This window comes from Psychrilyobacter atlanticus DSM 19335, assembly GCF_000426625.1.
In the GTDB taxonomy this organism is placed as follows: domain Bacteria; phylum Fusobacteriota; class Fusobacteriia; order Fusobacteriales; family Fusobacteriaceae; genus Psychrilyobacter; species Psychrilyobacter atlanticus.
On sequence record NZ_KE384548.1, the window covers coordinates 84,134 to 108,821 of the forward strand.

Consider the following 24,688-nt stretch of genomic DNA (forward strand, 5'->3'; position numbering starts at 1 on the left):
AAAAAAGTTATCATCACTTATAAAATATAAATTTTAATATCTATTCATTTATCTGTCTCTCAATGTAAATCTAATGTAAACAAATAAGAAAAAGTTTGAAATAGAGTAAAAAAAATTGTATTCTAAGTATAGAATATAATTTTATAAATAATAAGGGATGAGGTGATTATTAATTGAAAGTATTAATTGTAGAAGATGACATAGATATCAGAGAATTAATTAGTTTTTTTATGGAGAAAGAGGGATATGAAGTCCTTGAGGCTGGTGATGGGATGGCAGGATTAAAATTAGCCAAAACTTATCATCCTCATATTATTATACTTGATCTCATGCTTCCTCATTTGGATGGAAAGAGTCTGGCACAAATGATTAAAAAGTCAGAAGAAAAATACGGTAACCCTAAGATAATCATGCTTACAGCCAAAACTGATATAGAGGATGTATTGTCAGGTCTCGAGGTAGGAGCAGATGATTATATGAAAAAACCATTTGATCCCAGAGAGCTTGTTTTACGAGTAAAGAAGCTTTTAAGTCGTGAAACAAAAGTAAATACCAAGAAATATACGTTTAAAAATATAACTATCGATACCGATAAACACTTAATTTTAGAGGACAAAAATGAGATTCCCATGTCTAAAAAAGAATATGACCTTTTACTCCTTCTTATAAAAAATAAAGGATTAGTATTAACTAGAGATAAAATACTAGATAAGGTATGGCAGAGTAACTATTATACAGGTGATCGTACTGTAGATATGTATATCTCAAAAATTAGGGATAAGGTAAAAAGTATCTCAAAAGACATTAAGACGATCAAGGGGGTTGGATACAAATTAGAAGAAAAGATTTTATAATAATAATTTTTATCCTCCTAATAGAGGTCCTCTATGTAAGATGGAATACCGATAAATTATCGGAGATCAGCATAATTAATGTAGAAAACTCCCTTAGAAATGATGCTTATTTAATCAAAAATATTATCCTTCAAAATCCATCTGAAAATTATGGGGATCTCTTTAAAAAAACACAAAAAAGATTTACAATTATAGATTTAGATGGAAAAGTTTTATTTGATAGTATGGAAGATAAATCTATTGACTCCATAGAAAATCACCATAATCGACCTGAAATTTTAAGTGCACTAAAAGATGATGAAGGTCTTTCTACACGGAAAAGTGAAACTACTAAAAAAGAGATGATATATTTTGCTCTGAAATTAAATTCATCTCAAATTATTCGTGTTTCTGTAGTATCTAACAATGCTCTTAAACATATAAAACTAAGTACTTATGTACATATTATCTTATTCTCACTGTTAAACCTCTTCGCACTTATAAGTTATCGGTTTTATTTAAAACGCTACCTTTTTGACAGAATCGACCAAATAAAAAAGATGTTAGAAGACGGTAATGAGATAAAAGAAGTTGTTTCAAAAGATGATAGATGGCTGTTTAAATTTTGGGAAGTTATTAAGGAATGGCAGGACAACAACCTAAAAAATATAGAAAAATTAAAATTAGAAAAAATTAAATTAAATAACATCATCTCATCTGTAGATATGGGAATTATATTAGTGGATACTGAAAAAAAAATCAAATTAAAAAATGATGCCATTAATTTTATTTACGTAAAGGAAAATATTAATAATTATAAAAAAGATATCAAATATCCAGAAGTTATTAAATTTATAGATCGATTAATCTCAAAAAAAGAAAACAATATCTCTGAAATCTATTTAGATGATATTCAAAAATATATCTTACTCAGAGGAAAATATATGAAATCCCGGGAAGAATACCTTTTTACCATAAAGGATATCACCAGAAACAGGGAAACCTTAGAGGTACAAAAGAATTTTATTACCAATGTAGGACATGAATTAAAAACTCCTCTCACCAATATTATGGGATATTTGATTGCCTTGAGGGGGGAGGAAGATTCCAATAAAAGAGATAAATTTATTAGTACCATAGAGAGAAATGCAGGCAAATTAGATAATATTTTGATGGATTTTTTAAACCTTTCCAAGATAGAAAGCAGTAAGGTCGTAAATTTAGCTCCTATTCATGTTAATCTTTTAAAGGATGAGATCAACAGATCTCTTGAAAATCAAATTGAATCAAAAAAAGTTGATCTATCCTATAAATTAGATCTGCAAACTGACTATATCAGGATAGATTTTGAAAAAACTACCATGATTTTAAAAAATCTCATAGAGAATGCCATTATTTATAATATTAATACTCCTAAAATAAAAGTTACTATGGAGGAAAAATTCGATAAATATAAAATTTCTGTCAGGGATAACGGTATTGGGATGAATAAATCCGATACATATAAGATATTCGACAGATTTTACAGGGTCGATAAAGCAAGAACCAGTAATGTAGCCGGTACAGGGTTGGGACTGTCTATAGTTTATGAGTTAGTCCACCTGTGCGGCGGAGATATAGATGTCAAATCAAATAAAAATGGAACTTCGTTTACTTTTACCATGATAAAATAAGTGACTCTGTTAATAAAAAAAATGGAAAGTGTACCCATACACTTTCCATTTTTTAAATTGAACTAATTCTATGATACAAGTATCATATTATCAGAGTTATAAAAAATTAGAAAATAAAAAATGGGGGAAAAAATGAAAAAATTATTTATGTTAATTTTCTTATTATTGAGTTTAGCAGCTTATAGTAAGGATAAAATCAATGTAGGAGTAGTCCTCTCAAGTGGTGGATTAGGTACAGGATTTAATCAAATGGCTTATGACGGTTTAAAGAAAGCGGAAGATGAAGGTCTTATTACTTTTAAATATGTAGAACCTTCTAATATAACAGAAGATTTAGTATTTTTAAGAGATTTTTCAAGGGAAGGCGACTATGATCTTGTAATCGGAATGGGTAGTGTTGTAGCGGAATCTATAAAAAAAGTAGCCACTGAATTTCCAGATCAAAAATATGCCATTGTAGGAGGTACAATTAGCGTACCTAATACCGTTACTATCGATTTTGCTGAACAAGAGATGAGTTTTTTAGCAGGTGCATTAGCTACTATGATGAGTGACAGCAATAAAATCGGTGTTCTATTGGGAATGGATAATAAATCTTTCAATAGATTTAAACATGGATTTACCCAGGGTGCAAAATATGTAGATTCAGATGTGATGGTTATCACATCTTATATGCCTACAACTAGCAGCAACCCTTTTAATGATCCTGTTACAGGAAAAAATATCTCTAATCTTATGATATCCAGGGGAACTGATGTTATTTTACAAGTTGCTGAAGGTACTGGACAAGGAGTTTTTGAAGCAGCAAAAGAAAAGAAGATTTATGCTATCGGGTCTGATATAGATCAAGATGGAGAAGTTCCAGGTACTATTTTAACTTCTGTTAGAGTTAGAATTGACAATGCAGTTTATAATCTAACTAAGGAAGTAAGAGAAGACAGATTTAAAGCTGGTTATAGACAAGCTGGATTAGCTGATAATGGTGTTTCTTTAACTGACTTTAACCATACTAAAAAACTTATTGGTTCTAATAAATTAGCTAAATTAGATCAGATGAAACAAGATATTATCTCTGGAAAGATTATAGTTTCAGAATAAATTTTTTTAAATAATAATTAAAATTTTATCTAAGGGAGGCAACTTAATTATATATTGAGTTGTCTTTTTATTTTTAAAAATTATATTTATTAAGGGATGATAAAAAGCAACGTGACGTTGCATCCGAATAAAACAATTCAAATTTTTATAATTTATTAGATCTTTTAAAAAGATATCATCACTTATAAAATATAAGTTTTATTTTGAGAGTTAGTCACAAACTTATAATCCCTTATTAATTATATTTTAAATAAAAAAGTTCTTTTCCCCCTCTTTACTAAGCAAACTCTTTAAATTTTTTTGAAAATATTTTTTACACAAGTCTAGTTATAAATAAATTTTCTAAATTCTTAGATAATAAAAAATATATTTTTGCATGAACCTTATTATAATGTTAAAATGTAAAGTATTATAATTTATAAGTGATGAATTAGGAGGAATATATTATGACGTATACATTGATAGCTACGGCCACTATGGGAGTAGAAAGTATATTAGCACAAGAAATAAAAGATTTAGGGTTTAAAAATGTTGTTACTCACAACGGAAGAGTTGAATTTGATGGTGGCATAGAAGATATAATCAAAGCTAACATTTGGCTTAGAACGGCTGATAGAGTTTACTTAAAGATGGGAGAATTTAAAGCTTTCACTTGGGATGAATATTTTGAAAAAGTTAAAAAATTGGACTGGATTAGTGTCTTACCAATCAATGCAGAATTTCCAATTTCATGGGTTAGTTCTGTAAAATGTAAACTTTTTTCAAAATCTGATATGCAGAGGATGGCTAAAAAAGCTATTGTTGAAAAATTAAAACTTCAGTATAAACATGATTATTTTAGTGAAGATGGAGCTCTTTATAGAGTAAAAATTATTGGAAATAAAGATAATTTTGTAGTAATGATTGATACTTCTGGTACTCCTTTGCATAAAAGAGGATATAGAGCTCATTTAAACGAAGCTCCCATGAAGGAAACTTTAGCAGCAGCACTTGTTAAATTATCTAAATGGAATGGCGGAGAACGTCCTCTTGTTGATCCTATGTGTGGTACAGGAACTATCTTGATAGAAGCTGCTATGATAGCTAGAAATATCGCTCCTGGGGTAAATAGAAGGTTTGCTTCTGAAGATTGGCATATTATCGATGAACAACTTTGGTTAGATGCTAGAGATGAAGCTTTTACCCATGAAGATTATGAAAAAGAAGTTAGAATATATGGATCGGACTTAAATGGTGAAACTATTGAGACTGCTATAGAAAATGCTAAATTAGCTGGTGTAGAAAATGACATATTATTCGAACAAAAACATCTATTAGAATTTGAATCTATGGCTGAGTATGGATCACTTATTACTAATCCACCTTATGGAGAACGTTTATCTGATTTAGATCAAGTTGAAAAGTTATATAGAACATTAGGAGATATTTGTAGAATGAGATGTAAAAAATGGTCTTATTATGTAATTACTTCTCATGATGGGTTTGAAAAATTATTTGATAAAAGAGCAGATAAAAATAGAAAATTATATAATGGTAATTTAAAATGTAGATATTATCAATATTATGGTCAAAGACCACCAAGATTAAAAAAAGATTAATTATTTTAAAGGATAAGATGTATGCTATCTTATCCTTTTTTATTCCCTAAGTAATTCTAATAGAGGTTTATATTAAAATAATATTGAGTTTAAAAGATCTATTTTTAATTTTAAGAGATCAATATAAATTGTATTTCTTTAGATTTGTGAAACTTATAAAAGTTTATACTATATTTATTTTAATGATTATATTAAGTATAGATTTGTTTTATAAGATTTTGATTTTTTAGAAAAAAATAAGTTTAAACAGACAAAACGATCTTTAATTATTTATAGTTGTTTTATGTATTATTGTTTTATGTATTATGTAGAGCTTTTTATAACAAGGATTAGATTCTCTAGAGATCAATAAATATAGGTTATTAAATAGAAATGAATTTATTTACTTATAATAAATAAAGGATTGTATAATTAAACGTATAAATAAAGGAACTTTTTATTATGTGTAATAAAGGATTATAAAAAAGCCTTGATTTTATTGATTTAAAAGAAAGCGATAAAAAAAATAGATTATAATAAATGAAGGATTATAATTCTAGACTATATTTTACTAACTTCAAATATTTTAGATTGATTAGAACCCTTTAAAAATAATGTGTGGATAAAAATTATAATTATAATAAATAGATGATTATAATTGTTTTATGGTTATATTTTATCAGTGATTATAAAATAGAGTAGTAAAATTAAGATAGAAAGAAAAGAGTTGAGGATTTTAAGAGAAAGAAAAAAAATATAATAAATAGATGATTATAAAAATACTCCTAATTTTACTAAAGATAATCAATAAAAAAAATATAATAAATAAAGGATTATATTATTAACCCCATATTTATTGTATTTTAATGAAGTTAATAATATAGTGATGATAAAGAAACCTTGAATTATCAAGGTAAGTGAGGAGTAGAAAGATAGAAACTAATTATAAATAATAAGGGATGAATAAAAAAATCCCAAAATTATTGAGGTTAATAACTTATACTAAATAAAGGATTATAATAGGAGCTAATAAAACAAAAGTTGGATGGTTTTATTAGAAAAAGTTCAATTATAAATAATGAGTGATGATAAAATAAAACTTGAAAAAACCTTGAAAAAATGTTATAACCTGTAAAGGATGATAAAATTATAAATTGAAAATGATGATAAGGTGGGATAGAAATGTCTGAAAAAAAACAAGGATCTTTATTAGAAATATTAGAGATAGGGAACAAAAATGACCTTAGTGTGAACATTAAAAGTTATAAACCTAAAACAATCCCAACTAAAACTGTGTCTTTATATTTAGAGGATATGGATATAAGAGATACGATTAATCAACCTTTTTTATTCATAATTTTACCATTTTTTACATCTAAAAGGCAGAGAAATGTAAATTTGGTATACGAAATAGCTAATGCAGGAATTAAATTTGGTTCCTCTCTAAGTACAGATAATTTTGAAGGGATAAGAAATCAACAACCTTCAGATTTTGAAAAAAATGTATTTTATTTTATTTTGTATAAATTTCAAGAAATTTTGGTTGATGATCCTACAAAGGAATATATAACTTTTAATATTGAGGAAGTTATAGATTATTTAGGTTTAAAATTTTCTATGAAATATTATAGAAAGATGGAAGAAACACTATATAACCTACAGGCAACGACATATAAAATAATGATTAGAAATAAAAAAGCGGCAGGGAATATAATCAGAGAGGTCTATAAAGAACCCCTTAATTTAGTCAAATATGAAAAATTTAAGGAAAAAAATATAAAAACAAATAAGATGAAAGTTTATTATAAGGTGAGGTTAGATCATAGAATTATAGAGGAATTAAGGATAAAGCATTACTCTATTTTTGATAGACATCAGCTAAATATTTTAAGAAAATCTGATAGAGCAGCAGAAAAAATCTATCAATTTTTAAGTATGAAAAGATTTGCAACTACTGAAGGTGAATTTAAAATAGAAACTCTGGCAACTATAATTCCACTAACTCTAAAAAGTAGGATAAGAAAGGTCCTAAAGACTGGAGAAACTAAGGAATATGAGGTTAGTAAGATGAAGCAGGTAATGAAAAGGATAAACAAATCTTTTGATACTTTAGTGGAAAAAGGTTATCTTTTGAGTTATGAAGTTCATCCTTTGAAGGCAGAGAAAAGTTATGTTTACAAGTTTAAGTACAATGTAGACAAAGATGGAGAATGTCATATTTCAGATTATATTTTGAAGGGTAAAAAGAAAAAAGCCCTTAAAAATGGAACACAGCAACAAATTAAACTAGAGATGCCTAATGAAATAGAACAGGTAGTAGTTAAAGATATTAATCAGATATCAGAAGCTACTACAAAAGCTGTATCTAAGGCAAAAAGGAATATATTTGTTTCTAAAAATTGGAATAAAAGAGCAGAAAATAAGATTATAAAGCTATATAATGAAGAGGGTGAAAATGTCACTACACATATTTTAGATATCTTATATTCAAACTTAAAAACTGATATCTCTAAAACTTTGGTGGCTTATATCAATGGGATATTGAAAAATGTAAAAGGTGATAAAGATCTATTAGAAGAGATAAAAATGACGAAAAAGAAAGAAAAAATTAAAGTACCTAAGGTGACAAAGGAAAAACGATCTAATCTAGAAATAATAGATGCTGAGATAGTTGAACCAAAGAAATCAAAGGTAGATGAAGAGGTTGATTTAAATAATCCAATCTATAAAGTTTTATTAGAACTATATGAAAAGATGGAAAAAAAGGAGAAGGAAGAATTATTGGTAAAAGCCAAAAAAATGTTTGAGATAGATTCAAATATAGAAAAATTCATGCCAATTCACCAACAAATATTTAAATCCATAGAAAAAATTTATATATTGAAGATACTAAAGAAAGAAAAAGGATTATAATTTATAAGTGATTAAAAATAACCATCATTGATATTTTATAAGAGATAGGGTATAATAATCAAAGCTATATTTAAAGGAGGGTACCATGAATAACTGTATATTTGTAGGAGTAGCAGGGGGAAGTGGATCTGGAAAAACAACAGTTGCTCATAACCTGATAAAAGCATTTAAGTCAGAAGACGCAGTACTAGTTGAACAAGATGCATATTATAAAGAATTAAAGGACTTATCTATAGAGGAAAGAGCAAAAGTCAATTTTGATCATCCTAAGTCTATAGAATTTGAACTTATAAAGAAACATTTGATGGATTTAAAAAATGGAAAGTCTATAGACAGACCTATATATGATTTTAAAACTCATTCAAGAAAAGAAAAGATGGTAAGGATAAATCCATCTAAAATAATTGTTATAGAAGGGATTTTAATCCTATCTATTCCAGAGATAAGGGATATGTTAGATGTGAAGATCTTTGTCGATACTGACGCAGATGAGATGCTTTTAAGAAGGATCGAAAGAGACATCAATGAAAGAGGAAGAACTTTTGATTCAGTAAAAAAACAATATTTACAAACTGTAAAGCCAATGTATTTAGAGTTTTGTGAACCATCTAAAAGGTATGCTGATGTTATAATACCTAGGGGTGGAGAGAATAAAATAGCTATAAACATGATTATAGCTAAATTAAAGAGATATCTTGACAAAGGGAGTTTAAGTTAATGAATATCTATTCTTGGAATGTCAATGGGATAAGAGCAATTCAAAAAAAAGGTTTTGTGGAATGGATTTCAAAAGAAAGTCCGGATATTCTATGTATTCAAGAAACAAAGGCACAAATAGAACAATTAGAGGAAAAATTAACTCAGATAGATGGATATAAATCTTATTTTTTTTCAGCTGAAAAAAAAGGATATTCAGGAGTTGCGGTATATACAAAAGTAGAGCCTTTGAATGTCAGAAATATGGATATTGAAGAATTTGATTTTGAAGGTAGATACATAGAATTAGAATATAAAAATTTTAATTTAATTAACTGTTATTTTCCTAACAGTCAGAGTGAGGGGAAACGATTAGATTATAAATTAAGGTTTAACAAAGCCATAATGAAAAGGTGTAATGAACTAGTTGATCTAGGGAAAAATATAATTTTATGTGGTGATTTAAATGTAGCACATAGGGAAATTGACTTAACTAACCCTAAAAGAAATGAAAAAAATCCAGGATACCTGCCTGAAGAAAGAGATTGGATGACTGAGTTTTTAGAATCTGGTTATATAGATACTTTTAGATATATTCAACCTGAAGAAACTAAATATTCGTGGTGGTCTTATAGGTTTAAAAGTAGGGAAAAAAACACTGGCTGGAGAATAGATTATCATATTGTTAATGAATCATTTGTAAATAATATAGAGGATGCCATTATATTAAATGATGTAATGGGATCTGATCATTGCCCTGTTGTATTAAGGGTATCAGTAAAATAGGAGTGATGTGAGATGGTAATAGTCGTTAAAAATTTTATGGACCAAGATGCAGAAGTACTTTACTTAAATATTATGAACAACTTAAAAAGAGATGTAAAAATAACATTAGATTTTAAAGGAATTGAAAAAACTACTTATGATTTTTTAGAAAAAACGGTAGGAAGAGTAGTTGAACAAAAAGGATTTGAATCAATTCAAAATAACATTAGATTTAGAAATGTAGATACAGGTATAAAAGAGATGTTATCAAAATTAATTAAAGATATGAATAAAAAATAAAGTCTAGGATCTCCTAGACTTGTTTTTTTGGAAAATAAATTATAATAAACAGGTGATGATAAAGTATGACAGCAAAAGATGGGGAAAAAAATAAAGAAATAAGTAAAAGCCATGAAAATGAAGTTATTATAGATTTTTTAAATTATAGTGATATGAAAATAATTCAAAGAAATGACTACCTTAACTTCTCTATAGATTCAGTATTAATATCTAATTTTTTGACTATAAATAAAGGAAGAAAGAATATAATGGATTTAGGGACAGGAAATGGTGTAATTCCAATGCTTCTGTCAAAGAGAACTAATGCTAAGGTTGTAGGGATAGAAATCCAGGATACCTCAGTAGATCTGGCCTGTAGGAATATCATCCTTAATAAATTAGAATCACAGGTAAAGATCGTAAAAGGTGATATAAAAAATATACAATCACAATTTATAGATCAGAGTTTTGATGCAGTGATAACTAATCCACCTTTTTTTAAATTTACTGGAGATAAAAATCAATTGAATGATTTAGATCAATTGACTTATGCAAGGCATGAAATTTTAATTAATTTAGAAGATATAATAAAAGCTGGGAGTTATCTATTAAAATTCAGGGGAAACTTTACGATGGTCCATAGAGCAGACAGATTGATAGATATCTTAGAACTTATGAAGAAATATAAGATAGAGCCTAAGAGAATAAGATTTTGTCATACAACAAGAAATAAGGCTGCCAAAATAATATTAATTGAAGGAATGAAAGGTGCTGAAGCAGGTTTAGTAATCCAGCCACCTCTTTATATTAATAATGATGACGGTTCTTACACAGAAGAGATTTTGAAGATGTTTGGAAAAATATAACAAATAAGGGATGATAAGTTTTAACTTATCATCCCTTATTTGTTATATTTTTATTTTTAAAAAAATTAAATGATTTTGAGTTTTATATTTTTACAGAGTATACTATAAAAAAGGAGGGAGATACTAATGATTGAATTTGATAAATTAGATGAGTTTTTTAAAAGTAAAATTATATTAGATGGACAGTATGATGGCGTTTACTATGACCTGCACTTACATACGAAAGCTTCAGATGGGTTTTTAGATATAAAATTTTTAAAAAGTTTTTTAAAAGAAAAAAATCATTTGATATCTATAACAGACCACAATGAGATTAGAAAAAGTATTAAATCTTTTGAAGTGGAAAATATAAATTCAATTCCTGGAATAGAGATAGGCTGTGAAGATGGTATGGAAATATTAGCTTATTTTGAAAACCCTAAGGAATTGGAGGAATTTTATAAAGTTTATTTAGAACCTTATAAAAATAGGTATAGGATGGCCAAATCCTATAAATCTTGGGAATACTATATAGAAGTTTTAAAAAAATATAAAACGCATACTTCCCTTCCTCATTTAAATGGATATGCACAGAAAAACTATATAAGAAATAAAAAATATCTAGAAGAAATAATAAAAAGTGTGGATTCTATAGAAACATACAATCATACTTTAGATAAGGTTAGAAACTTAAGAGCCAGAGATCTAAGGGAAAAATATGATTTAAAAGCTACCTTTGGAAGTGATGCACACACTAGGTTTGATATGAAATCCTATGCAAAACTTGAAAAAAATGAAATGTATGAAGAATTAAAAATTATAGAGGGGGCAAAAAAACTTTATTCAATTATTGGATTAGGAGGAAAGCATCTTAAATATATATTTAAAAAATAAGCATAGCGATAAAAAACACTAATAATGGATCAATGAAATGTTTAAATTAGAAAAAGCTCCCTAGAAGAATTCTAAGGAGCTTTTTTATAATTGTATTTTGTTTGATAGTTTAGGAAATAAAAAATAAATAAAGTATTGTAGATCTATTTAAAAAAATAAAGAAGGGACACTACAACACTGTAAAGCAAGATAAGTATCTTTAATATTGTTGATTTACTTCTTTTTAATTTATTTATGTGTTTAGCCAAAAAAAGGATAAATTTGATTTTTTTCATCTCAAAGGGAACCTTATTTAGGGATTTAATAATTTGTTTTTCATATTGTTCTTGAGTTTTCATATATAACACCTACTTTTATTTTTAAATTTTTAGAATACAAAAAGAAGAAAATTCCTTGAAAGTATTGGTAATATAGTAACATAATTAATGATTGTTGGAAAGAAAATTTCTGACGTGAAATAAATTGCTTTGAGATTAAGAAACTTTATGAGTATAATGTTAGGAAGATAAAAAATATGGCAATTTTTTTTAATAAATAAGGATTAATATAGGTGTTTTTTATAAAAAACGAACTGATTTTATAAAAAACGTTTGGAATTCAATGCGAAATGTGCTATTATCAAAATGTGAAATATTTTTTAATAATCGCGATTAGAATTTAAGGAATTGTGAAAATATTAGAGAGCCCAGCAAAACAAGCTTAAAAACGACTTAGAATCAAATTAAATTAGATGAAAAAATTAAATAAAGGTATTTTTTAATAATAAATTTGGAGGTAAATCATGTTTGAAATAATGAAAAAAGAGTATTTGTCAGAAAATATTGTACTTATGGATATTAAAGCTCCTAAGTTAGCTAAAAAAGCTATGCCAGGAGAATTTTTAATAGTAAAGGTAGATGAATTCGGTGAAAGAATTCCTTTAACTGTATGTGATTATGATAGAAAATATGAAACTATAACTATAATCTATCAAATAGTTGGAAAGAGTACTGAAGATATGGCAGCTCTTGAAGTGGGAGATCATTTTCAAGATGTAGTTGGACCTTTGGGACAAATGAGTGAATTTGTTCATGAAGATATAGAAGAATTAAAAAAACAAAAGATCGTTTTTATAGCTGGAGGAGTTGGAACAGCACCAGTATACCCACAGGTTAAATGGTTTGCAGAACAAGGAATAGAAGTAGATGTTATAATTGGAGCTAGAAACAAAGATTATGTTATCTTAGAAAATGAATTTAGAGCTTTAACACCAAATGTATATGTTTGTACAGATGATGGTTCTCAAGGACTTCATGGTAGAGTAACAGATATGCTTTCTAAATTAGTAGCTGAAGATAAAAAATATGATCATGTAGTAGCTATCGGACCTATGATCATGATGAAATTTGTAGCACTATTAACTAAAGAATTAAATATACCAACTACAGTAAGTTTAAACCCATTAATGGTAGATGGAACAGGAATGTGTGGAGCTTGTAGAGTTGTTATCGATGGTGAAGTAAAGTTCGCCTGTGTAGACGGTCCTGAATTTGACGGTCATAAAGTAGACTACGATGAAGCACAAAATAGACTTAGAATGAAAAAAGAAAATAAATTAGAGCATGGTGAAAATAAAAATTGTCCTATTGACCATGAAGAAGTAATTGATCCAAAGAAAAGAGCTAATCCAAGAATGTTAGAGGCAGCAGCTAGAAGTAAGTGTTTTGAGGAAGTTAATTTAGGTCTTACTTTAGATGAAGCAGTAAGAGAATCTAAAAGATGTTTAGAGTGTAAAAACCCTAGATGTGTATCTGCATGTCCTGTAGGAATTGATATTCCAGGATTTATTGGAGAATTAAAGAATGTAGAAGTTGGAAAATCAGCTGAAGTTTTAGCTAAATATACAAAATTAGCATCTGTATGTGGAAGAGTATGTCCTCAAGAGAAGCAATGTGAAGGATCTTGTATAGTTGGTATAAAGAGTGAACCAGTAGCAATCGGACTTTTAGAAAGATTTGTTGGAGACTGGAGCTTAAAGCATCTTGAAGTAACTTCTACACCTAAAAATGGTAAAAAAGTAGGAGTAATCGGAAGTGGACCTGCAGGATTAGCAGCAGCAGCAGAATTAGCTACTTTAGGATATGACATAGATGTATTTGAATCATTACATAAATTAGGTGGAGTATTAACATATGGTATTCCAGGATTTAGATTACCAAAAGACATCGTAAATGGTGAAATTGGAAGAATCGAAAAATTAGGAGTAGATTTCCATACAAATGTAGTAGTAGGAAAGACAACTACTGTAGATGAATTATTAGATGAAGGATACGATGCAGTATTTATCGGAAGTGGAGCAGGATTACCTAGATTCATGGGAATTCCAGGAGAAAACTCAGTAGGAGTTTTATCAGCTAACGAATTTTTAACTAGAGTAAACTTAATGGGTGGAAATAAAGAAGGTTACCATACTCCAACAACTATCGGTAAAAAAGTAGCTGTAGTAGGAGCAGGAAACGTATCTATGGACGCGGCTAGAGTTGCTAAGAGATTAGGAGCAGATTCTCGTATCGTTTATAGAAGAAGTGAGGAAGAAATTCCTGCTAGACATGAAGAAGTAGAACATGCAATGGAAGAGGGAATTGAATTCAACTTATTAACTAACCCTATTGCAGTAATCGCAGATGAAACTGGACAAGTAACTGGATTAAAATGTGTTAAGATGGAATTAGGAGAAGCTGATGAAAGTGGAAGAAGAAGACCACAAACAATAGAGGGATCTGAATTCGTTATCGAAGCTGACACAGTTATCATGTCAATTGGAACTATGCCAAACGACCTAGTAACAGGAACAACTAAGGATCTTGAGTTAACTAGATGGAACACAATCCAAACTATGGAAAATAAGGAAACAGCAACTTCTAGAGAAGGAGTTTTCGCTGGAGGAGACATCGTAACAGGTGCTGCTACAGTAATCTTGGCTATGGGAGCAGGAAAAGATGCTGCCCATGAAATACATGAATATATTAAAGGAAAAAATTAATTCTTTAGAATAAATTATAGTACAAAAAAGAAGTCAGTTTCTATAAACTGGCTTCTTTTGTATAAACTGTTAAAAAATTGGGAGGCAGAATATGGACCTAAGAAAATTTTTATATAAAGGTGATGATTTAGGAGTTACTTTTAAAGAAGATGGAACCACAAAAATAAAGGTTTGGGCTCCTAATGTAAAAAACATTATTTTAAATTTATACTCTAAATATGATTCACAGAGACTTATTTTTTCTAAAAATATGACTAAACTAGAGGAAGATGTCTGGAGTATTATTTTAAAGGAGAGGGAAACAGGTTATTTAAATCTGGATAAATTTTTTTATGATTTTAAAGTGAAACATTTTGACGGCACTGAAAAATATGCTTTGGACCCCTATGCTAAGTCCATGGCAAGTTTTTCACCAGACGAAGACATAGATAATATAGGGAGAGGGGCCATAATATCTATGGACTCAGAAGAAGCAGGAAAGAAGCCAACTAGTATTGGAATATCTAACCTGGGGTCCCCTACAGATATGGTAGCCTATGAGATCCATATAAGAGATTTTACCATAGGTATAAACATGAAAGATGCAGGTACCTTTAAGGCTTTTTATGAATATGACAAAGGGATAGAACACTTAAAGGAGTTAGGAGTTACCCATGTTCAGTTTTTACCTATACAAAATTATTTTACCGTAGATGAAGGAAATAAAAAATATAATGAGTTGGGATCATCATATAATTGGGGATATGATCCCCATAATTACTTTACACCTGAAGGCTGGTTAGCTGCAGATGCTGAAAATCCATATGGCCGAATCAAAGAGCTGCGAAATTTAGTGAATAAACTCCATGAAAATGGAATTGGAGTTATCATGGATGTAGTTTATAATCATACCTATAATTGGGATATATTTGAAAACTTAACACCGGGATCTTATTATCGTATGTTTGGTGAAAGTATCTCTGGAGGAACAGGAGCAGGACCTACTTTAGAAAGTCGAAACCCCATGGTAAGAAAATTAATTATTGATTCAATAAGATTTTTTATAGATGAATATGGGATAGACGGATTTAGATTTGACCTTATGGGATTTATAGATATAGAGACTATGATAGAGATAAGGAAAGCTGTAGGAGATAATATAATATTACAAGGAGAAGCTTGGAATTTCACCGATCTTCCTATCAATGAAGCTCCTGTAAAGGGGCATATAGCCAATTACCCCCACAGGATAAATTTAGCTGTCTTCAATGATAGTACCAGAGATTCCTACTTAGGGAAAATTCATGAAAAAGGGTTTGTTCAGGGTAATTATGATTTTCCAATTACAGATATATGCAGAGCTGGAATTATAGGAAATATAATAGATTATTACAATAAATCAGTAAGTATAGATCTTTACCATAGATTTGCCTATTCTCCCAATGAAACTTTGCAGTATCTTTCAATTCACGATGGTTTCACCCTTTGGGATAAGATTAATCTATCCTATGATGGAACTATGATAGAAAGAGCTCGTCTTGTAAAATTTAGTTTAGGTATGCTCTTTACCTCTCAAGGAAAGGTAATCATCCAGGGTGGAACAGAGATCGGTCTTACAAAGCCCCTAGGAGACAGACAGCAGCCAAAAGATCCAGAATCAGATAGAGCTCATACATCGGAATTTATCAATTTTGATGATGATATTGGAAATATAACCCACTACCATGAAAATAGTTACTCCTCCTCTGATTTTGTCAATAAAATAAGGTGGAGAAGGAAGGAAAATGCTTTATTTAAAGGAATAAATGATTATTGCAGTGGTTTAATAAAATTAAGAAGGTGTGCTAATGCCTTTAGGTATTCAACTTCAGAAAATATTAAAAAAGGATTGAAATTTATATTGGTTGATGATTTTAATGCTTACAGGGTAATAGCTTATACTTTGGATAATACTATAGAATATAATTATGGAGCTGGGATAGAGAGAATTCCATACAGTAAATTTTTGGTTGTACACAACGCTTCCTTTGAAACTTTAAATTTAAAAGATGAAGAGTTTTTGGAAGGTATGGATATTTTAGTAGACTCAGGAAATGCAGGTATAACTCCAATAAAAGATACAGAGATAGTGGTAAAGGATGGCTCGTTAGCAATTACAGGAAATACAACGGTAGTTTTAGGAGTTAGGGAATAGAAATCAAAAAGGAGCTGTAATTACAGCTCCTTTTTGATTTAATATGTAATTTTGTATAAATTTAGAAGTTCATATAGAACTTTGTTTTTTTCTGATAATTGTTTAAATCCCCATTGATATAAACAATGCTTCCACCTTTAATACTATTGATCAAATCTTTACTGAGATCTAGAGGAACAGCTGGACATCCCCAGCTTCTACCCAATCTTCCATTTTTATTTATAAATGATTCTGTAGCATATTTTGCCCCATGAATAACTATATTTCTTTCCCTGGCCTTGTCATTGATGCCTTTTTCTAACCCATCTAATCTCATAGAATATCCATTAGACCCCATATAGGTATTAGAAGTTTTAAAAAATCCAACTGAACTTTGAAGAGAATCTATATTGTTTGAAAAATTTTTAGCAAATTCCCCTCCAGTATTTTTACCGTGGGAAACATAGGTATCAAAAATAATTTTTTCTTTTTTTAGGTCGATAACAAACAACCTTTTTTCATTGGCTGATTTTGTATAGTCAATGATGGTTAGAACTTCTTTATTTTTTGTATCAATCTCAGATAGCCCTTCAAGAGCCCTGTTTAAAACTTTTTTATCCAACCTTGGTGTATCTAATTTTTTATATAGGTTCTTATCGATAAGAGTACTGAAACTCAGACTATAAACGAGAAAAATAGATATAAATAATATTAATTTTTTCATCTTGCCTCCCAGTGTTAAATTAAATTATATGGTTATTAATTATACCACAAAAATAACATAAATGATAGAAATCGATTTTTGTTAAACTTACATTTTCATGTTATACTGAAAAAAATAGATTTAATAGGAGGAAAATATGACATTTAAAGAACTTTTTGAGGTAGGACAAACATTTGAAAACTATATAGAAATGGCTACTCAGAGTGAAAGGAATAGAATTCCTAAAAATTATTCCAGAATAGAACTGCCGGTAGATCTAATTGATGAAATCAACGAGATTCAAGAAGAGGTCTATATCTTGGCTAGTGGTGAGATGTGGTGCCCGGATTGCCAATTAAATATAACTGTGGCTAAAAAATTAACTGAAATCAATGACAATATCAAACTTTCTATAATATCTATGGGAAGAGGTAGAAAATATTTAATGCCTCTGCTTAATTTAGAGGAATTTAAAATACCTACAATGGTTATTTTAGATAAAAATTTTAATCAGTTAGGATTATTTTTAGAACAGCCTAAAAATGCAAAAAAATTAGAAGAAAATGCCGAAAATAAATTATTTTATCTTAAGGGAAACTTCCTAACTGACACTGCTAGAGAATTGATCTTATCGATGAAGGGATAAACTATGAAAAATTTAATATTTATGGTTTTAATAAGTTTATCTATTCTCTCCTGTAACCTTATAGAAAACAAGAAAGAAACAACCTATCAAGAAAAAAGCAATATCTATGAGATTAATTGGGTAGTTCCGAAAACATCATACCCAGAAATAAATAAAGAGATAAGAAGATCACTGAAAGAATCCCAGGCAGACATCATAAAAACCGCTAAAGAGTTTCATGAAGAATTACTAAAAAATAACGAGACTTCATCCCTTCTTCCCTATGAATTGAAAGGGAGTTATGAAGTTATAGAAAATGATTTGGATATCTACTCACTTATCTATAAAACCTATTTTTATACAGGGGGAGCCCATGGAATAGAAGGATACACTGTATATAATATATCTAAAGATACCAATAAACCTGTTAAATTAGAGGAGCTGATAGGTAAAGATTATAAGAAAAAGATAATAGGAAAAATAAATAAAGTAATAGATGAAAATAATCTTTTAAAAGATGAAAATCCAAAAAAAATTAGTTATTTTGTAGATAAAATAACTAATTTAGAGGGAACAAGCTTTTATTTCCAAGGGAAAAATCTGGTTATTTTATTTCCAGAATATGTAATCACTCCATATTCAAGTGGAAAAATCACCTTTAAATTTCCCTTATATAAAATTTTAGATTAAAACATTAATTTTTTCTTAGATATATGGTAAAATAGAACCTCATAATTTAATTATTTCTTGAAAACCTTAGTATAATATGTTATATTTAATTGTAGATAACATCTAACTTTTTTGAAAGATAGTTATGGAGGGGTACACATGATCTCATGGATTAAAAGAATTTTAAAAATAAAAATAAAAATAAAAAAAATATAAATAGCTTGTAAAAAAAATTAAGAGAGAGGGTTTTCCCCTCTCATTTTTTAGTTAAATTAATATATTTTTGGCTTTTTAGAGTTCCCTCTGATATCTACCTCTATTAAACGTTCTATCTTTTTGTCTCGATAACCAATCATATAGCTGGTCATATTTGCAGCAGAACAGCTATGATTAGGGATTATCTCTATTTTTGAGCCTATCTTTAGATTTGTTTGCCCGTTAATTTTAACTTTAGCAACTTCCTCTGAAAGACCGGTAATTAGAAGCTCTGGATGACCCTTTACAGTCCCAAATCCCTCGATAAGTGAACTACCGTGTGCTCCTTTATCTAAACCTAAACATTTACTTCCACAATCTAAAATAAACAAATTTTCAGTTGGATGGGAAACAATAGTAGCCATAACCGTAAGGGAGCACTCCTCCACTGTAGCTGCTCCTAATGCTACTTGTATAGCATCACAGAATACATAATTTCCAGGTCTAGAGGCTGTTATATATGGTGACTTTATAGCTTCAGAGAATGTAGGTGTGGTTCCTGTGGCTACAATATCACATTGGTAGTTTGATTTTTTTAGATTTTCAACTGCCATCTCAGTGGAACTAACCTCCATCTCGATTATAGAACCTACTTCTTCCTTTCCTAAAACTCCATAAACCTGGCCTGTATGTGTACAAATACCTGAAAATTTTAAATTTTTATAACTATCTATTATTTTTACTGCTGAAACTACGTTATCAGCTTCTACTCCAAACCTTCCTAACCCTGAATCTAAGATGAGAAGGTACTTTATTTCATCACTACCTAAAGCTTGTGAGATCTCTCTAGCTCCCTCTTTTCCATCAAGGGCAATGTAGACCTCAGCTTTCTTTTTTAATTGAATTATCCTCTCTATATTGGCCTTCCCTAAAACCGGATAAGCTAACATTACTTTTTTTACACCGGATTTTTCAACTACAGCTTCTGCTTCATCGATGGTTCCTGTGAGTACACCGGTAGCTCCTGCTTCTACCTGCATTCTGGTTATCTCTGTACTTTTATGAGTTTTGAGCATAGGCCATAACTGTGTTTCAGCTTCATCGGCTAATCTTTGAAAATTTTTAATATTTCCTTCTAAAATATCTAAATTCAGTAAAAAACAAGGTGTCGTTAAACTGTTTATGTTCATAATTTTCATCTCCCAAATTAAATGTGATTAAATATAATGTAATTAGTTTAATTATATTTAATGAATTATAGTCTAAAAGATGTTTTTTTACAACTATCTTTTAAATTTAATTTTCATTGTTGAGTATATTTTTATGATATAATATTTTATAGATGGTTATATTTGGAGGGGAAAGTGAGCGGTATAAATATTGGGAATAAGATAAAAGAATTTAGAAATTTAAGGGGAATGAGCTTAAAATCACTGGCAGAGGTAACGGAAGTTTCGTCATCTCTTCTGAGTCAGATAGAAAAAGGGAGTGCTAATCCATCGATCAATACAATAAAAAATATATCGGAAAAATTAGATATTCCTCTATTTTTATTTTTTAAGGAGGATGCTCCGAAAGATGATTTTATAGTAAGAAAGGATAGCAGAAAAAGGATGACATTTTCAAAAGAAGAGGGAATATCCTATGAACTTCTCACTTCTGACCTTTCAGGAAGTATTGAGTTTATGATCCTTACCCTGACTTCGGGGATGGAGTCCTCTGAAAAAAGAAGGGAACACAAGGGGGAAGAGGTAGCGTATATATTGGAAGGAGAAGTCTCCTTAGATTTAGAAGGGGATAATTTTACACTGTTCCAAGGAGATAGCGCCAAGATAAATTCATATATGAAACATAGATGGAAAAATAACGGGGAAAAAACCGTTAAGATAATTTTTGCTATCAACCCTCCGTGTTTTTAAAGTTAGATAAAAAAGCAATGTGATGTTGCATCTATGAACACAATTCAAATTTTATAATTTTTTAGATTATAAGAATAAAAGCCCCCTATAACTTAATTAAGTTATAGGAGGCTTTTGTTTTATTCACAAACTAAGATATATCTTTTGAAGCTTCCCTTGGTAACAGCACATCTGTCAACTATCTTAAAACCTGATTTTTCGACCATATAATCTAGGTCTTCAAAGGTGATAAGGATCATTTTTTTAGAGATTCGTCTAGCAGTATCTATTATATCCTGCTGTTGGTCTTTTGTAATATGACTGAATAATCCATAGGGGATGTCTACTATAGAACTATCATAATTTTCTTTTATTGTATGCATATCCTGGTGGGTAACTCTGGGATCGAGATTAAAAAATCCTAAGTTTCTTTTGGCATTATTGGTATTTTTTTCACTGATTTCAGTACCCCAAATTTCATAGCCCATAGATAATCCCTCTACAATTGTAGTTCCCACACCACAGCAAGGATCAATAATCTTTGTATTTTTATTCCCATTAGCTGCTATATTTACGACACTCTTGGCAACTCTTACACTGAGAGAATTAGAGTAACTGCAAGGTTTTTTTTCATGGGTAATCCATACGTTATCATTTTTTTCATGGATACCAAAGAACCACTTTTCATTATATTTACCTAAGGCTAAAACTAGTTTAGGAGATTTAATATCTGGGATTCCCATAATCCTGTCTCCAATTTCACTTAGATATCGAAATCGTTCATTATAAGGTACATCTGCTTTTAAGGCTTTTATGAATTCCAATCTAAAATCATCTAATGTTATTGTATCTTTTTCTAATTTGTTTAAAATATCTTCAAAATCTTCCTCTTCATGAAGAATTTCCAATCGACTTTTAATAAAGGTACTATAAGAGGGGTTAAAATCTATATCAGATATTAAAACTTTATCCCTTGGCTCGGTATTAAAAATAGATCTCATCTCTAACATACAAAGTTCTTCTTCAAATGTAGGATAGTTAATTATATATATAAATTTTTTTGGTTCTTTCATTCTGTTCAACTCCATTTGGGTTAATGTCCCATCGCTTTTTATTTGTATAGTATTATATCATAGAAATAAAAAAAGAGCTTTTAATAAAAAAGCTCTAATCTATAAAATATATCTTATTTAAATTTTAGGTCAAGTTCCCTTCTACCGCTGTTTCCCACTTCAGATTTTAATTTTTTTATAAACATTCCCATCTCATCAGCACTTCCGGCAATTCTGTTAAAAATAGCAAGGTATTCAGTGAGGATAGGATTATCTGTATCATAGGGATATCTGATGATATGATCTATCTCACTCCAAGCCTCTTCAAATACTGTTCTGGCTTGGATTTCTATAAAGGTTTCTTTAGATTTTGAGATATGGGCTCCAATGAGGTAGTGCACAGATCTATAACCGTACTCTCTTATGATAACTTCACAGTCGATATCTTTTAATTGATCCTCTAAATTTTCCATGTTGTAATCACCACGTCTCACATTTAGCTGTGGGATCTCTTTGGTTTCCCAAATATCCGTGATATTTTTATGTAAATTTATCCAGTCGTCTTTGAATAGGTGTAAAACTCTTATACCGATTAAATCGGTAACTATTTTTATATAGTTAGTTACGTTGATATTTAGGTCATTATACTTTTTACCTTTTCTAATAATTTTTTCAACTAGATGGCTGGGTTCTTTGACCCTTCTTCTCACAGAATGAACTAAAGGTACATCTATTAATTTAGAAACTATATGTTCGGCTTCTTTTTCTAATAGCGGCACAATTTTGCAATAATCAGCATAGATTTCATTTAAATTATCCCACTCCAATCCTGTAGAGGTAAAATATTCATCTGAAATCTCAAAAGTTTTAAAAAACTCTTCTTTATTTAATTTATGTATTTTTACTTTTTTCATTGTTTTTCACCCCATAATAACTTTTTTTAAATTTATTTGAAGCTAGCCACCCCTTGTTTTATCTAGCTTTCAGCTTGATGAAACGTCAACTTACAACTAAAGTATAGCATAAATCAAAAAAAAGGGTGCATTTATTTAGATTATGTAGTATAATCTTTTTGGAAGTAGATAGGTAACTGGTGTGCCTACCGGTCTTCAAAACCGAGTTTTGGCGTTTAGTCGTCATGGGTGGGTTCGATTCCCACATACTTCCGCCAAATAAAATTCCAAACATCCTAAGGGATGTTTTTTTTTTCAAAAAAGTCCCTAAATATTTTTTAGGGACTTTTTCTATAAAATTTATTTTAAATAGATTTTATTTGAAAAAAATGAGGTAAAACATTAGATCTATTATTATTATATACACTTGATTTTTTTACCTTTTTAAAGTACTATTTTAAGGAATTATTAAGAATCTTTAAGTTTTTTAATTTTTAAAAATGATTTATTACATAAGGAGGGTATATGATTTTTTTAGTAAAAAATGGAGGAACAAAAGAAATTCCAACAGGCTTTTCATGGACAACATTCTTTTTTGCTTTTTTACCTGCACTTATAAGAGGTGATATTAAATGGGGACTTGTAATGCTGGTAGGGTCTGTATTTACCAGTGGAATAAGTTCCCTTGTATTTCCCTTTATCTATAATAAGCTCTATATTAAAAACTTGATAGAAAATGGTTACATACCAAAAACTGAAGAAGATATTGACTTATTAAACCAAATGGATATAAGATATCCAAAAGAGGGGAAACAAAAATCAGAAGCTTCTATTATAAATTCGGGAAAAGAAAATAATACAATCCATAGTGCTGATGAACTAAAAAAATGGATGGAACTTCTTAAAGATGGCAGTATAACTAAAGATGAGTATGAGTCAATAAAAGCAAAAATTCTTCAAAATAATTAGACATTATGACTAGGAAAGATTCTACAAAATAAAATTCTAAACATCCTATATGGATGTGAAAAAAAGTCCCTAAATATTTTTTAGGGGCTTTTTTTATAAGGTTTATTTTACTATTTCTATCTGAAGTTCAGTGATATATTCTTCTTCAGGAATATCTAACCAAGAACCTTTATGATAAATTTCCCTTAAAGCTCCTTTAGGTTTGTATTCGTTTTCATTTATCCATTTTTCTAAAATATTATATGTTTCAAAGATACTTCCGTATCCACCTTTATGAACTATACATGCCATATTTTCAACTTCTGGTAGCTCCTCACATATAAATTTTTCTGTACTTTGAATAAGAGCAGAAACTCCTTCTACTATGGCTAAATCGTACTTATCTTCTACTTTTCCAAAGTAATTATTATATAAAATAGTCATACAAGGTGCAGAAGGTTCTCCACCCTTCTCTGAGATGTAATTAAGTAGTGGCTGCCAATAATCATTTAACCCTGTTACGTCATCGGTTTTATCCCGATAATATGCTACTAGAATAGGTTTAACATTTTTTACAGTTACAAGTTTTTCCATAGGGATACCTCCATTTTTTATTAAAAACATGTTTGTTTCAAGCTGTCTTAATGTTTCTTGTAGACTGGATATTTTATTTTTAATTTTTTTAGTATTTTCTATTAAAATTTCCAACATCTCTTTGTCTTCTAAAGTTATAAGAGTTGCTATTTCTTTGAGTGAGAGACCCACACTCTGCAAAGTTAAAATATTATAGACCTTAATTATTTGTGAAGGGTCATAATATCTATAACCATTTTCATGATTCTTTTTAAAAGGTATAAGAATCCCCACCTTTTCCCAATGATGTAATAGTGCGATGCTAACACCACATATTCTAGAAAAATCTCCTATTCTATACATTTTATCTCCTCCTCTTGTTATT

General features: G+C 29.3%; 21 protein-coding genes and 1 tRNA gene. 17 read left to right on the forward strand and 5 right to left on the reverse strand.

All coding sequences use genetic code 11. From position 1 onward, the window contains the following. Nucleotides 1–173 precede the first annotated feature (173 nt). From K337_RS0112065 to K337_RS0112125, 12 genes are all read left to right on the forward strand, one after another. Nucleotides 174–854 carry a response regulator transcription factor gene (locus K337_RS0112065; RefSeq protein ID WP_028856840.1) on the forward strand — a complete coding sequence of 227 codons (681 nt, stop codon included), beginning with the start codon at nt 174–176 and terminating at the stop codon, nt 852–854. A 224-nt stretch (nt 855–1,078) separates the two neighbouring features. Then, entirely contained in the window at nt 1,079–2,506 is a 1,428-nt protein-coding gene (locus K337_RS0112070; protein WP_051251762.1) for a sensor histidine kinase, read from the forward strand. 132 nt (nt 2,507–2,638) lie between these two features. Then, nucleotides 2,639–3,604 (forward strand): BMP family lipoprotein, encoded by a 966-nt coding sequence (locus tag K337_RS0112075; RefSeq protein ID WP_028856842.1) that lies wholly within the window; start codon nt 2,639–2,641, stop codon nt 3,602–3,604. Between the two features lie 446 nt (nt 3,605–4,050). Next, nucleotides 4,051–5,202, forward strand: a complete 1,152-nt coding sequence (locus K337_RS0112080) for a THUMP domain-containing class I SAM-dependent RNA methyltransferase (protein WP_028856843.1) — start codon at nt 4,051–4,053, stop codon at nt 5,200–5,202. A 1,161-nt stretch (nt 5,203–6,363) separates the two neighbouring features. Continuing rightward, nucleotides 6,364–8,094 carry a hypothetical protein gene (locus K337_RS0112085; RefSeq protein ID WP_028856844.1) on the forward strand — a complete coding sequence of 577 codons (1,731 nt, stop codon included), beginning with the start codon at nt 6,364–6,366 and terminating at the stop codon, nt 8,092–8,094. An 85-nt stretch (nt 8,095–8,179) separates the two neighbouring features. Then, nucleotides 8,180–8,812, forward strand: a complete 633-nt coding sequence (udk, locus tag K337_RS0112090; RefSeq protein WP_028856845.1) for a uridine kinase — start codon at nt 8,180–8,182, stop codon at nt 8,810–8,812. Continuing rightward, nucleotides 8,812–9,576 carry an exodeoxyribonuclease III gene (locus K337_RS0112095; protein ID WP_028856846.1) on the forward strand — a complete coding sequence of 255 codons (765 nt, stop codon included), beginning with the start codon at nt 8,812–8,814 and terminating at the stop codon, nt 9,574–9,576. Before udk ends, K337_RS0112095 begins: the two co-directional genes overlap by 1 nt. A 12-nt stretch (nt 9,577–9,588) precedes the next feature. Then, the gene (locus tag K337_RS0112100; protein ID WP_028856847.1) at nt 9,589–9,855 is read left to right on the forward strand and encodes an STAS-like domain-containing protein; all 267 of its coding nucleotides are present in this window, start codon (nt 9,589–9,591) and stop codon (nt 9,853–9,855) included. A 65-nt stretch (nt 9,856–9,920) separates the two neighbouring features. Then, nucleotides 9,921–10,700, forward strand: coding sequence for a tRNA1(Val) (adenine(37)-N6)-methyltransferase (locus K337_RS0112105; RefSeq protein ID WP_084140883.1), 780 nt, complete (start codon nt 9,921–9,923; stop codon nt 10,698–10,700). A gap of 126 nt (nt 10,701–10,826) precedes the next feature. Further along, nucleotides 10,827–11,573: a PHP domain-containing protein gene (locus K337_RS0112110; protein ID WP_028856849.1), complete on the forward strand. Its 747-nt coding sequence runs from the start codon at nt 10,827–10,829 to the stop codon at nt 11,571–11,573. Nucleotides 11,574–12,354: 781 nt separating this feature from the next. After that, complete coding sequence (gene gltA, locus K337_RS0112120; protein ID WP_028856850.1) at nt 12,355–14,595, forward strand: NADPH-dependent glutamate synthase; 2,241 nt, start codon at nt 12,355–12,357, stop codon at nt 14,593–14,595. Between the two features lie 91 nt (nt 14,596–14,686). After that, the gene (locus K337_RS0112125) at nt 14,687–16,768 is read left to right on the forward strand and encodes an alpha-amylase family glycosyl hydrolase (protein ID WP_028856851.1); all 2,082 of its coding nucleotides are present in this window, start codon (nt 14,687–14,689) and stop codon (nt 16,766–16,768) included. 61 nt (nt 16,769–16,829) lie between these two features. On the opposite strand, the gene K337_RS0112130 is transcribed toward K337_RS0112125, so the two are convergent. Further along, nucleotides 16,830–17,471, reverse strand: a complete 642-nt coding sequence (locus K337_RS0112130; RefSeq protein WP_028856852.1) for a murein L,D-transpeptidase catalytic domain family protein — start codon at nt 17,469–17,471, stop codon at nt 16,830–16,832. Between the two features lie 136 nt (nt 17,472–17,607). On the opposite strand from K337_RS0112130, the gene K337_RS0112135 reads away from it, so the two are divergent. Both K337_RS0112135 and K337_RS0112140 read left to right on the forward strand, forming a co-directional pair. Next, nucleotides 17,608–18,096: a thioredoxin family protein gene (locus K337_RS0112135; protein ID WP_028856853.1), complete on the forward strand. Its 489-nt coding sequence runs from the start codon at nt 17,608–17,610 to the stop codon at nt 18,094–18,096. Nucleotides 18,097–18,099: 3 nt separating this feature from the next. Next, entirely contained in the window at nt 18,100–18,765 is a 666-nt protein-coding gene (locus K337_RS0112140) for a DUF3298 and DUF4163 domain-containing protein (protein WP_028856854.1), read from the forward strand. 251 nt (nt 18,766–19,016) lie between these two features. On the opposite strand, the gene K337_RS0112145 is transcribed toward K337_RS0112140, so the two are convergent. After that, complete coding sequence (locus K337_RS0112145) at nt 19,017–20,129, reverse strand: alanine racemase (RefSeq protein WP_028856855.1); 1,113 nt, start codon at nt 20,127–20,129, stop codon at nt 19,017–19,019. A gap of 174 nt (nt 20,130–20,303) precedes the next feature. Between K337_RS0112145 and K337_RS0112150 the strand changes: the two genes are divergently transcribed. After that, nucleotides 20,304–20,858, forward strand: a complete 555-nt coding sequence (locus K337_RS0112150; RefSeq protein WP_028856856.1) for a helix-turn-helix domain-containing protein — start codon at nt 20,304–20,306, stop codon at nt 20,856–20,858. Between the two features lie 119 nt (nt 20,859–20,977). Here K337_RS0112150 and K337_RS0112155 read toward each other — a convergent pair whose 3' ends face one another. Together K337_RS0112155 and K337_RS0112160 are read right to left on the reverse strand one after the other, a co-directional pair. Then, the gene (locus K337_RS0112155) at nt 20,978–21,910 is read right to left on the reverse strand and encodes a TRM11 family SAM-dependent methyltransferase (RefSeq protein WP_051251763.1); all 933 of its coding nucleotides are present in this window, start codon (nt 21,908–21,910) and stop codon (nt 20,978–20,980) included. 113 nt (nt 21,911–22,023) lie between these two features. Then, nucleotides 22,024–22,788: a RelA/SpoT domain-containing protein gene (locus K337_RS0112160; protein WP_028856858.1), complete on the reverse strand. Its 765-nt coding sequence runs from the start codon at nt 22,786–22,788 to the stop codon at nt 22,024–22,026. A 175-nt stretch (nt 22,789–22,963) separates the two neighbouring features. Here K337_RS0112160 and K337_RS0112165 point away from each other — a divergent pair. Continuing rightward, nucleotides 22,964–23,060: transfer RNA gene (locus K337_RS0112165), tRNA-Sec, on the forward strand. Nucleotides 23,061–23,307: 247 nt separating this feature from the next. Continuing rightward, nucleotides 23,308–23,751 (forward strand): SHOCT domain-containing protein, encoded by a 444-nt coding sequence (locus K337_RS20170; RefSeq protein ID WP_211226104.1) that lies wholly within the window; start codon nt 23,308–23,310, stop codon nt 23,749–23,751. A gap of 102 nt (nt 23,752–23,853) precedes the next feature. Here the strand turns inward: K337_RS20170 and K337_RS0112175 are convergent, their stop codons facing one another. After that, complete coding sequence (locus K337_RS0112175) at nt 23,854–24,666, reverse strand: MerR family transcriptional regulator (protein ID WP_028856859.1); 813 nt, start codon at nt 24,664–24,666, stop codon at nt 23,854–23,856. Between the last annotated feature and the right edge of the window lie 22 nt (nt 24,667–24,688).